This is a genomic window from Micrococcus sp. GPGPB33, assembly GCF_037853785.1.
Classification (GTDB): domain Bacteria; phylum Actinomycetota; class Actinomycetes; order Actinomycetales; family Micrococcaceae; genus Micrococcus; species Micrococcus luteus.
This window is the reverse complement of record NZ_JAQMWO010000002.1, coordinates 292,170-304,389: the sequence shown is the minus strand read 5'-3', so window position 1 is coordinate 304,389 and position 12,220 is coordinate 292,170. Positions and strand designations below refer to the sequence as shown.

At 64.9% G+C, this 12,220-nt stretch carries 3 protein-coding genes, 2 rRNA genes and 1 pseudogene; all 6 read left to right on the top strand.

Translation table 11 applies throughout. The features are described from left to right. Window positions 1-74 precede the first annotated feature (74 nt). Window positions 75-1,064, top strand: a complete 990-nt coding sequence (locus POD19_RS01445; protein ID WP_036382447.1) for an ABC transporter permease — start codon at window positions 75-77, stop codon at window positions 1,062-1,064. Beyond that, window positions 1,057-1,848 (top strand): ABC transporter ATP-binding protein, encoded by a 792-nt coding sequence (locus POD19_RS01440; RefSeq protein WP_036382449.1) that lies wholly within the window; start codon window positions 1,057-1,059, stop codon window positions 1,846-1,848. Before POD19_RS01445 ends, POD19_RS01440 begins: the two co-directional genes overlap by 8 nt. A gap of 103 nt (window positions 1,849-1,951) precedes the next feature. Then, window positions 1,952-4,052: pseudogene (locus tag POD19_RS01435) on the top strand (alpha-1,4-glucan--maltose-1-phosphate maltosyltransferase). A gap of 40 nt (window positions 4,053-4,092) precedes the next feature. Continuing rightward, window positions 4,093-6,423, top strand: a complete 2,331-nt coding sequence (gene glgB / locus POD19_RS01430; RefSeq protein ID WP_445299758.1) for a 1,4-alpha-glucan branching protein GlgB — start codon at window positions 4,093-4,095, stop codon at window positions 6,421-6,423. A gap of 743 nt (window positions 6,424-7,166) precedes the next feature. Continuing rightward, window positions 7,167-8,688, top strand: a 16S ribosomal RNA gene (locus tag POD19_RS01425). A gap of 436 nt (window positions 8,689-9,124) precedes the next feature. Next, window positions 9,125-12,216, top strand: a 23S ribosomal RNA gene (locus POD19_RS01420). Together the 16S and 23S rRNA genes form the textbook arrangement of a ribosomal RNA operon. The last annotated feature ends 4 nt before the right edge of the window (window positions 12,217-12,220 follow it).

Here is a 12,220-nt window from a genome sequence, read left to right as displayed (position 1 = left end):
CACGTCGACGGCCGGCCCACCCCGTCCCGCCGTCGTCCGTCCCCCCCTCGCACCGCCCGAAAGGCACCCGCCCCATGCTGACCGCAGTGGAACTGGGTCTGATCTACGCCGTCGTCGCGCTCGGCGTGTACCTGACCTTCCGCATCCTCGACTTCCCCGACCTCACGGTGGACGGCTCGTTCACCACCGGCGCCGCCACGGCCGCCGTGCTCATCACGGGCGGCACGCCGGTGCCCCTGGCCATGCTCGCCGCCTTCGTGGCGGGCGCGCTCGCGGGCCTCGTCACCGGCCTGCTGCACACGAAGGGCCGGATCGACGGCCTGCTCGCCGGCATCCTCACGATGATCGCGCTCTACTCGATCAACCTGCGGATCATGGGCAAGGCCAACATCCCCCTGCTCGGCCAGGACACCCTGTTCACGTGGCTCGGCGACCTGGGACTGGCCCGGAACTGGGGCTCGATCCTCGTGCTCTTCCTCGGTGTGTTCGTGGTGAAGCTGATCCTCGACTGGTTCCTGCACACGGACCTGGGCCTCGCCCTGCAGGCGACCGGTGACAACGAGGAGATGATCCGCTCGTACGGCGTCTCCACGGACCGGATGAAGATCCTCGGCCTGATGATCTCCAACGGCCTCGTGGCCCTCGGCGGCTCCCTGCTGGCCATGTACCAGGGCTTCGCGGACATCTCCATGGGCATCGGCCTCATCCTCGTGGGCCTGGCGTCCGTGATCGTGGGCCAGGCCGTGTTCGGCCAGCGCACGGTCTTCTGGGCGACGCTCGCCGTGATCGTCGGCGCCGTGCTCTACCGCCTGATCATCCAGTTCGCCCTCAACGCGGGCCTGAGCCCGAACGACATGAAGCTGATCTCCGCGGCCCTCGTCGTCGTGGCCCTGCTGCTGCCGCGCTTCGGCTTCGCCAGGCGCCTGAGCCTGCGCACGCGGGGCACGGCCGCGACCCCGGCGCCGGCCGCCGCCGCTCCGGCCACCGCCGGCATGCCCCTGACTGGCGAGCCGGGCGGCGCCACCCCCGCCGCATCCGTCTCCGAGGAGGCCCCCCGTGCTTGAGATCTCACAGGTCTCCAAGACCTTCTTCCCGAACACCGTCAACGAGCGGCGCGCCCTGCAGGGCATCGACCTGCACCTGGCCGAGGGCGACTTCGTCACCGTGATCGGCTCCAACGGCGCCGGCAAGTCCACGATCCTGAACACGATCGCCGGCAAGCTGCTCCCGGACACCGGCACCGTGGCCGTGGGCGGCAAGGACGTCACCCGCATGCCGGACCACCGCCGCGCGGCCTCGATCGGCCGGGTGTTCCAGGACCCGACGGCGGGCACGGCCCCGAATCTCACGATCGAGGAGAACATGGCCCTGGCCTGGCGACGCGGGCACGCCCGCGGGCTCTCGCGGGGCGTCTCCCGCGCCCGGCGCGCGATGTTCCGCGACGAGCTCACGAAGCTCGAACTCGGCCTGGAGAACCGCCTCACCGCCAAGGTCGGGCTGCTCTCCGGTGGCCAGCGTCAGGCGCTCAGCCTGCTCATGGCCACGTTCTCCGGACCGAAGATCCTGCTGCTGGACGAGCACACCGCCGCCCTGGACCCGTCCCGGGCGGAGCTGGTGACCCGCCTGACCCGGCAGGTGGTGGCCGAGCACCGGCTCACCACGCTGATGGTCACGCACAACATGTCCCAGGCCCTCGAGGTCGGCAACCGGCTGATCATGATGCACGACGGCCGGATCATCCTCGAGCTGGACGAGCAGGAGAAGGCCGGGCGCACCCCGGCGGACCTGCTGGCCGAGTTCGGCAAGATCAAGGGCGCCGTCGTGGACGACAAGACCATGCTGTCCTGAGCGTCCCGTCCGGCGCCCCGTCCCCGGCCCGCCCCTCCGCCCCCCACGGCGGGCGGGCGGGCCGGCCGTTCTCACCGGCGCGGCCGCGGGGTAGCGTCGTGGCGTGAGCACCGTGAAGCCCGACACCCAGAGCGCCACCGCAGCCGATGTCCGCCTCCAGACCGTCACGGGGCGTATCCCGGTGACGGACGTGCAGCCCGTTGTGCTGGACGGCCGGTTCCCGGCGAAGGCCGTGGTCGGCGAGGACATCCCCGTCCGCGCGACCGTGTTCCGCGAGGGCCACGACTCCGTGCGCGCCACCGTCCGCCTGTTCGACCCGGCCGGCGCCGAGGTGCAGCGCGTGCAGATGCGTCCGGGCCGGCCCGGCCTGGACGAGGTCGTGGCCACGCTGCGGCCCGCCGAGCCGGGCCTGCACCAGTTCGTGGTCGAGGGCTGGGACGATCCGGTGGGCACGTGGAAGCACGCGGCCACCGTCAAGATCGCCGCCGGCGTCGACGTGGAGCTGATGCTCGCCGAGGGCGCCGCCCTGTTCCGCCGGGCCGCCGAGGACGCGGAGCGCTCGGCCGAGGACCGCGCCGTGTTCGAGGAGGTCGTTCGCGGCCTCGAGGACGAGTCGCTCATCCCGGCCCAGCGCCTGGCCTCCGCCGAGTCGGCGGAGGTGTCCGCCGTCCTCCACGCCCGCCCCGTGCGGGAGCACCTCACGAGCTCCGAGCTCTACCCGCTGGACGTGCAGCGCGAGCTCGCCGGCCGCGGCGCCTGGTACGAGTTCTTCCCCCGCTCCGAGGGCGCCCGCTTCGACGAGGCCTCCGGCACGTGGTCCTCTGGCACCTTCGCGACGGCGGCCGACCGGCTCCCGGCGGTCGCCCGGATGGGCTTCCAGGTGGTCTACCTGCCGCCGATCCACCCGATCGGCACCACGCACCGCAAGGGTCCGAACAACACGCTGACGGCCGGGCCGCAGGACCCCGGGCTCGCCGTGGGCGATCGGTGGGCCCGAGGGCGGGCACGACGCCGTGCACCCGGACCTGGGCACCGTCGAGGACTTCGAGGCGTTCGTGGCCGCGGCCGCGGACGAGGGCCTCGAAGTGGCCCTGGACCTGGCCCTGCAGTGCTCCCCGGACCACCCGTGGGTCGCCGCGCACCCGGAGTGGTTCACCACCCGCGTGGACGGCACCATCGCGTATGCGGAGAACCCGCCGAAGAAGTACCAGGACATCTACCCGCTGAACTTCGACAACGACCCGGGCGGCCTCGCCCAGGCGGTGCTGGACGTGGTGCGGGGCTGGGTGGCCCGCGGCGTGCACATCTTCCGCGTGGACAACCCGCACACCAAGCCCCTGTGGTTCTGGGAGTGGCTGATCGCGAAGGTCCGCGCCGAGGAGCCGCGCGTCGTGTTCCTCGCCGAGGCCTTCACCCGTCCCGCGATGATGCACGCCCTGGGCAAGGTCGGGTTCCAGCAGTCCTACGGGTACTTCACCTGGCGGAACACTGCCGAGGAGCTTGCGGAGTACCTCCAGGAGATCTCGCACGAGACGCCGGCGTTCTATCGCCCCAACCTCTTCGTCAACACGCCGGACATCCTCACGGAGTACCTGCAGCACGGCGGCCCGGGCGCGTTCCGGATCCGCGCCGTCGTCGCCGCCACGGCCAGCCCGCTGTGGGGCGTCTACGCCGGGTTCGAGCTGTTCGAGCACGTGGCCCGGCCGGGCGCGGAGGAGTACATCGACAACGAGAAGTACGAGTACCGCCCCCGGGACTGGGAGGGCGCGGAGGCCGCGGGTGCCTCGCTCGCCCCGTACCTCACCCGGCTCAATGAGATCCGCGCGGCGCACCCGGCGCTGGGCGACCTGCAGAACCTGACCCTGCACGCCTCGACGCACCCTGACCTGCTCGTGTTCTCGAAGACGCGCTCGGCCCGGCCCGAGGGTGCGCACCGGGACGCCGAGGCGGTCACCGACGCCGGTCCCGCGGAGGACACCCTGATCGTCGTCGTCACCACGAACCCGCACGACGTCGTCGAGGCGACCCTGGACCTGGACCTCGAGGCGCTGCGTCTGCGCCCCGAGGACCGCGACGCGTCCGGGGCCGTCGAGGTGGAGGACCTGCTCACCGGCCAGCGCTGGCGGTGGGGCCGCACCCCGTACGTCCGCCTGGACCCCCACGTCGAGCCCGCCCATGTCCTGCGGGTCGTCCGGAACGGCTGAGCCGCTCCCGACGCCCGCCGTCCCCAGAACAGGAATCGCCATGACCCCGTCCGCCGCCCCCCGTCCCGCCGTCGCCCCGCTCGCCGTGGACCCGGAGGTGCTGGCCGCCGTCGCGCAGGGCCGGCACCACGATCCGCACACCGTGCTGGGCGCCCACCCGCATCCCGACGGCGCGGCGGTCACCTACCGCGTGCTGCGCCCGCTGGCGCGCACGGTCACGGTGGTCCGCGCCGGCGACGGGCAGCGGGTGGAGCTGACGCACGAGCACGACGGCGTGTTCGCGGGCGTGGCCCCGACGCCCCGCGTGGCCGGGGCTGCCGCGGGCGACTACCGCGTCGAGGTGGCGTACGAGACCGAGGACGGCACGACCGGCCCCGTCCAGGAGCAGGACGACGCGTACCGGCACCTGCCCACGCTCGGCGAGCTGGACCTGCACCTGATCGGGGAGGGCCGGCACGAACGGCTGTGGGAGGTGCTGGGCGCCCGCGTGGTCCGCACCTCCGCGGGCGAGGCCGTCGGCACGGCCTTCGCGGTCTGGGCGCCGAACGCGCGGGGCGTGCGCGTGGTGGGCGACCACAACGGCTGGGACGGCCGGACCCATGCCATGCGGTCCCTCGGCTCCTCCGGCGTGTGGGAGCTGCTGGTGCCTGGCGTCGGTCACGGCGACCGCTACAAGTTCGAGATCCTCGGCCGGGACGGGCTCTGGCGGCAGAAGGCGGACCCGATGGCCCGCTGGACGGAGGTCCCGCCGGCCACGGCCTCGCGTGTGCTCGAGTCCGACTACGCCTTCGGGGACCGCACCTGGATGGAGCGCCGCCGTCTCACGGACCCGCACGAGCGCCCGCTGAGCATCTACGAGGTGCACCTGGGCTCGTGGCGGCCCGGGCTGGACTACCGCGAGCTGGCCGAGCAGCTCGTGGAGTACGTGCAGTGGCTCGGGTTCACGCACGTGGAGTTCCTGCCGGTCGCGGAGCATCCGTTCGGCGGGTCCTGGGGCTACCAGGTGACCGGCTACTACGCCCCCACCTCCCGGTTCGGCTCCCCGGACGAGTTCAAGCACCTGGTGGACGCGCTCCACCGGGCGGGGATCGGCGTCATCGTGGACTGGGTGCCGGCGCACTTCCCGAAGGACGAGTGGGCGCTCGCGCGCTTCGACGGGACCGCCCTGTACGAGCACCCGGACCCGCGGCGGGGCGAACATCCCGACTGGGGCACCCTCGTGTTCGACTTCGGCCGCACCGAGGTCCGCAACTTCCTCGTGGCCAACGCGCTCTACTGGCTCGGCGAGTTCCACATCGACGGGCTGCGCGTGGACGCCGTCGCCTCGATGCTCTACCTGGACTACTCGCGCGAGGACGGGCAGTGGGAGCCCAACGTGCACGGCGGCAACCACAACCTCGAGGCCATCGACTTCCTGCGCGAGGTCAACGCGACCGTGTACCGCCTGCACCCCGGCGTCCACATGATCGCGGAGGAGTCCACGGCCTTCTCCGGGGTGAGCGCTCCCGTGGACGCGGGCGGTCTCGGCTTCGGCAAGAAGTGGAACATGGGCTGGATGCACGACACCCTGGCCTACCTGTCCCAGGACCCGGTCAACCGCCGGTGGCACCACGAGCAGTGGACGTTCTCCATGGTGTACGCCTACTCGGAGAACTACGTGCTGCCGCTGTCCCACGATGAGGTCGTCCACGGCAAGGGCTCCCTGCTGGGCCGCATCCCGGGCGACCGACGGCAGCAGCTGGCGACCCTGCGCGCCTACTACGGGTACATGTGGGCGCACCCCGGCAAGCAGCTGCTGTTCATGGGCGGGGAGTACGCGCAGCCGAGCGAGTGGTCCGAGGGCGAGGGCCTGGACTGGCCCGTCTCGTGGGATGAGGCGCACCGCGGGGTCCAGCTGACGATCCGGGAGCTCAACGCGCTCTACCGCAGCAAGCCGGCGCTGTGGTCGCTGGACCACAGCCCGGAGGGATTCTCGTGGGTGGACGGCGGCGACGCCGACGGCAACACGCTCGTGTTCCTCCGCATGCCCGCGGCGCAGGTGGTGCCGGAGACACGGATCGACGACGACGGCGCCGCGGTCCCGGCCGCTGAACCGGGCGGCGCCCCGCTGCTGTGCATCACCAACCTCTCGGGGTCGCCGCGTCAGGGGCTGCGCGTGGGGGTGCCGTCCGCGGGGGAGTGGACGGTGGTGCTGGACACCGATGCGACCGACTTCCACGGTGACGGCTGGCGGGAGCAGACCGGCCAGTCCGAGGTGATCGCGGCACACGAGGGCCAGTGGCAGGGCCAGCCGGCCCGCGTCACGGTGAACGTGCCGGCGCTGACCACCCTGTGGCTCCAGCCGACCCTGGACACGACGGCCACGCCCTGAGGAGTGGTGCACGTCACGGCCGGGGGTGACGGCGCTGGAGCGTCGAACGGGGCGGGCCAGGCCGAAGGAATCCGCGAGAACAGGCGGAAACCGGCCGCCCACCCTTGACCGCACGCCGGGTGCCGCCCCTGATTTTGTGTTCGGTGGGATTCGTGTGTAGAGTTCCATCTCGTGCTCAAGACGCCGACCGGGTGACCGGGAGGCGGGGTGAAGAACACAGAATCCGCGGATTCATGCCGAGAATGGCAGGTCCAGGGCGGGTGGTGCTCACCGGGTGCGCGGCCGGCAGTGATGCGGGTCGGGATTCCTGAAGAAGATGATCTGGTTTGACAGCCGGGAATCATGTGGTAAGCTTTTCAAGGCCTTCCACGTGGATGGTCCGGTGAGTGTCTGACACCGCGTTGAGCGGAGTTGACATGGTCGGATCACGTGGTAAGGTTTTCTAGCCCGGCCATGTGAACGGACGGTGAATGCTTCGGACACGGAGTTGACACGGTCGAAACGGATGGTCTAGGATGGAGAAGTTGCTCCAGAGCGAAACGGCCCGCGGAGCGGGTCGCTGAAGCTGGAAGCGCCTGTTGTTTGAGAACTCAATAGTGTGCCAAGTTTGTTGATGCCAATTGTTTTAACACATATTGGTTGATCATCGCCTGCCACCCCCGTGGTGTGGTGATGGTCTGCCAGGTATTGAATGGATGTCGTGGTGGTTATTTCCGGCTGCCACGGTGTTGTTCTGTAATTTTTTTACGGAGAGTTTGATCCTGGCTCAGGATGAACGCTGGCGGCGTGCTTAACACATGCAAGTCGAACGATGAAGCCCAGCTTGCTGGGTGGATTAGTGGCGAACGGGTGAGTAACACGTGAGTAACCTGCCCTTAACTCTGGGATAAGCCTGGGAAACTGGGTCTAATACCGGATAGGAGCGTCCACCGCATGGTGGGTGTTGGAAAGATTTATCGGTTTTGGATGGACTCGCGGCCTATCAGCTTGTTGGTGAGGTAATGGCTCACCAAGGCGACGACGGGTAGCCGGCCTGAGAGGGTGACCGGCCACACTGGGACTGAGACACGGCCCAGACTCCTACGGGAGGCAGCAGTGGGGAATATTGCACAATGGGCGCAAGCCTGATGCAGCGACGCCGCGTGAGGGATGACGGCCTTCGGGTTGTAAACCTCTTTCAGTAGGGAAGAAGCGAAAGTGACGGTACCTGCAGAAGAAGCACCGGCTAACTACGTGCCAGCAGCCGCGGTAATACGTAGGGTGCGAGCGTTATCCGGAATTATTGGGCGTAAAGAGCTCGTAGGCGGTTTGTCGCGTCTGTCGTGAAAGTCCGGGGCTTAACCCCGGATCTGCGGTGGGTACGGGCAGACTAGAGTGCAGTAGGGGAGACTGGAATTCCTGGTGTAGCGGTGGAATGCGCAGATATCAGGAGGAACACCGATGGCGAAGGCAGGTCTCTGGGCTGTAACTGACGCTGAGGAGCGAAAGCATGGGGAGCGAACAGGATTAGATACCCTGGTAGTCCATGCCGTAAACGTTGGGCACTAGGTGTGGGGACCATTCCACGGTTTCCGCGCCGCAGCTAACGCATTAAGTGCCCCGCCTGGGGAGTACGGCCGCAAGGCTAAAACTCAAAGGAATTGACGGGGGCCCGCACAAGCGGCGGAGCATGCGGATTAATTCGATGCAACGCGAAGAACCTTACCAAGGCTTGACATGTTCTCGATCGCCGTAGAGATACGGTTTCCCCTTTGGGGCGGGTTCACAGGTGGTGCATGGTTGTCGTCAGCTCGTGTCGTGAGATGTTGGGTTAAGTCCCGCAACGAGCGCAACCCTCGTTCCATGTTGCCAGCACGTCGTGGTGGGGACTCATGGGAGACTGCCGGGGTCAACTCGGAGGAAGGTGAGGACGACGTCAAATCATCATGCCCCTTATGTCTTGGGCTTCACGCATGCTACAATGGCCGGTACAATGGGTTGCGATACTGTGAGGTGGAGCTAATCCCAAAAGCCGGTCTCAGTTCGGATTGGGGTCTGCAACTCGACCCCATGAAGTCGGAGTCGCTAGTAATCGCAGATCAGCAACGCTGCGGTGAATACGTTCCCGGGCCTTGTACACACCGCCCGTCAAGTCACGAAAGTTGGTAACACCCGAAGCCGGTGGCCTAACCCTTGTGGGGGGAGCCGTCGAAGGTGGGACCAGCGATTGGGACTAAGTCGTAACAAGGTAGCCGTACCGGAAGGTGCGGCTGGATCACCTCCTTTCTAAGGAGCATCAGTGCCCGTTGCATCACCGCGTGTGTGATGGCGGGTTGCTCATGGGTGGAACATCAATGAATGGTGCCAGTGGTGGTGCCGGCAGTGCTCGAGTACGTCATGCCTGTGAGGGTGTGGTTGGAATGGGTGGTGTTGGTGGCTGCGAGCTGGTGTTGGCACACTGTTGGGTCCTGGAACAGCAGGCACCCTGATCTGTGAGGGTTGGGTTGTTGTTTCTGGTCTCCGTATCTTGTGAAGCTGGCCTTGTGGGTTGGTGGATGGGGTGTGGGTTGTTGTTTGAGAACTGCATAGTGGACGCGAGCATCTTATTTTTTGTTGCTGCATCGTTGATCGCACTGTTCCCCCTGGGGTGGTGTGTGAGGTGTGGTGATGCCGAGAATGACATCTTAGTTAGATATTGCTCATTTGAGGACTTTCATTGTGTGTGAAAGTTTCCAAGGGCGCATGGTGGATGCCTTGGCAACAGGAGCCGAAGAAGGACGTGGGAATCTGCGATAAGCCTGGTGGAGTCGATAACCGGACGTTGAGACCAGGATTTCCGAATGGGGAAACCCCGCACGACGTGTCGTGTGACCCCCGGTTGAACACATAGACCGGGTGGAGGGAACGTGGGGAAGTGAAACATCTCAGTACCCACAGGAAGAGAAAACAAAAGTGATTCCGTTAGTAGTGGCGAGCGAACGCGGATGGGGCTAAACCGTATGTGTGTGATACCCGGCAGGGGTTGCATGTGCGGTGTTGTGGGCCCCTCCTTGTCATGTCTGCCGGCATGGCGCAGTGAGGTGCGGGCATATAGACGAACCAGTGTGGATGCTGGACCGTAGAGGGTGAGAGTCCCGTAGTCGAAATGTGTTCCGCCGCTGTTGGAGGGTTGCCCGAGTAGCACGGGGCCCGAGGAATCCCGTGTGAATCTGCCAGGACCACCTGGTAAGCCTGAATACTACCTGTTGACCGATAGCGGATCAGTACCGTGAGGGAATGGTGAAAAGTACCCCGGGAGGGGAGTGAAATAGTACCTGAAACCAAGTGCCTACAAACCGTTGGAGCCTCCTTGTGGGGTGACAGCGTGCCTTTTGAAGAATGAGCCTGCGAGTTAGTGATACGTGGCGAGGTTAACCCGTGTGGGGAAGCCGTAGCGAAAGCGAGTCTGAATAGGGCGATTGAGTCGCGTGTCCTAGACCCGAAGCGGAGTGATCTACCCATGGCCAGGTTGAAGCGCGTGTAAGAGCGCGTGGAGGACCGAACCCACTTCAGTTGAAAATGGAGGGGATGAGCTGTGGGTAGGGGTGAAAGGCCAATCAAACTCCGTGATAGCTGGTTCTCCCCGAAATGCATTTAGGTGCAGCGTCACGTGTTTCTTCCCGGAGGTAGAGCTACTGGATGGACGATGGGCCCTACAAGGTTACTGACTTCAGCCAAACTCCGAATGCCGGGAAGTGAGAGCGTGGCAGTGAGACTGTGGGGGATAAGCTTCATAGTCGAGAGGGAAACAGCCCAGACCACCGGTTAAGGCCCCTAAGCGTGTGCTAAGTGGGAAAGGATGTGGAGTTGCTGAGACAACCAGGAGGTTGGCTTAGAAGCAGCCACCCTTGAAAGAGTGCGTAATAGCTCACTGGTCAAGTGATTCCGCGCCGACAATGTAGCGGGGCTCAAGTACACCGCCGAAACCGTGGCATTCAGTTTTGCTGGATGGGTAGGGGAGCGTCGTTCACGAGGTGAAGCCAGCGGGTAACTTCTGGTGGATTGTGGACGAGTGAGAATGCAGGCATGAGTAGCGAAAGACGGGTGAGAAACCCGTCCGCCGGATGACTAAGGGTTCCAGGGTCAAGCTAATCTGCCCTGGGTAAGTCGGGACCTAAGGCGAGGCCGACAGGCGTAGTCGATGGACAACGGGTTGATATTCCCGTACCAGTGAAGAACCGTCCATGTTGAGCCGGTGATACTAACCGCCCGAACCATCCCGAACCCCGTCTTTGACGGGGTCGGTGGTGGGGAGCGCGGGACCTGAACCGGGGAGGCAAGCGCATTAACGGGTGTGACGCAGGAAGGTAGCCGGGCCGGGCAATGGAAATGACCTGGTCTAAGGGTGTAGGGCTGCCGGTAGGTAAATCCGCCGGCTGTATGCCTGAGACCTGATGGGCGCCCACGTGGTGGGTGATCCGGTGATCCTATGCTGCCTAGAAAAGCATCGGCGCGAGGTTCAAACTGCCCGTACCCTAAACCGACACAGGTGGTCAGGTAGAGAATACTAAGGCGATCGAGAGAATCATGGTTAAGGAACTCGGCAAAATGCCCCCGTAACTTCGGGAGAAGGGGGGCCCCAACCTTGAGCACCACGTGCTGGTGTGAGGGGATCGGGGCCGCAGAGACCAGGGGGAAGCGACTGTTTATCAAAAACACAGGTCCATGCGAAGTCGTAAGACGATGTATATGGACTGACTCCTGCCCGGTGCTGGAAGGTTAAGGGGACCTGTTAGCTTCGGCGAAGCGGAGAACTTAAGCCCCAGTAAACGGCGGTGGTAACTATAACCATCCTAAGGTAGCGAAATTCCTTGTCGGGTAAGTTCCGACCTGCACGAATGGAGTAACGACTTCCCCGCTGTCTCAACCATGAACTCGGCGAAATTGCATTACGAGTAAAGATGCTCGTTACGCGCAGAAGGACGGAAAGACCCCGTGACCTTTACTATAGTTTGGTATTGGTATTCGGTGTGACTTGTGTAGGATAGGTGGGAGACTGTGAAGCGGGCACGCCAGTGTTCGTGGAGTCGCCGTTGAAATACCACTCTGGTCACTCTGGATATCTAACTTCGGCCCGTGATCCGGGTCAGGGACAGTGCCTGATGGGTAGTTTAACTGGGGCGGTTGCCTCCCAAAATGTAACGGAGGCGCCCAAAGGTTCCCTCAGCCTGGTTGGCAATCAGGTGTCGAGTGCAAGTGCACAAGGGAGCTTGACTGTGAGAGTGGCAGCTCGAGCAGGGACGAAAGTCGGGACTAGTGATCCGGCGGCTCGTTGTGGAACGGCCGTCGCTCAACGGATAAAAGGTACCTCGGGGATAACAGGCTGATCTTGCCCAAGAGTCCATATCGACGGCATGGTTTGGCACCTCGATGTCGGCTCGTCGCATCCTGGGGCTGGAGTAGGTCCCAAGGGTTGGGCTGTTCGCCCATTAAAGCGGTACGCGAGCTGGGTTCAGAACGTCGTGAGACAGTTCGGTCCCTATCCTCTGCGCGCGTTGGAAATTTGAGAAGGTCTGTCCTTAGTACGAGAGGACCGGGACGGACGAACCTCTGGTATGTCAGTTGTACCGCCAGGTGCATGGCTGATTAGCTACGTTCGGGATGGATAACCGCTGAAAGCATCTAAGCGGGAAGCCGGCTTCGAGATGAGATTTCCTTGTCCCTTTGAGGGTGTGAGGCCCCCAGCTAGAACACTGGGTTGATAGGCTGGATGTGGAAGCGAGGACTGAAGACTCGTGAAGCTGACCAGTACTAATAGGCCGATGACTTACACACACTC

Coding starts and splice junctions, on each gene's coding strand:
- POD19_RS01445 (WP_036382447.1), top strand. CDS start 75: ATGCTGACCGCAGTGGAACTGGGTCTGATCTACGCCGTCGTCGCGCTC.
- glgB (WP_445299758.1), top strand. CDS start 4,093: ATGACCCCGTCCGCCGCCCCCCGTCCCGCCGTCGCCCCGCTCGCCGTG.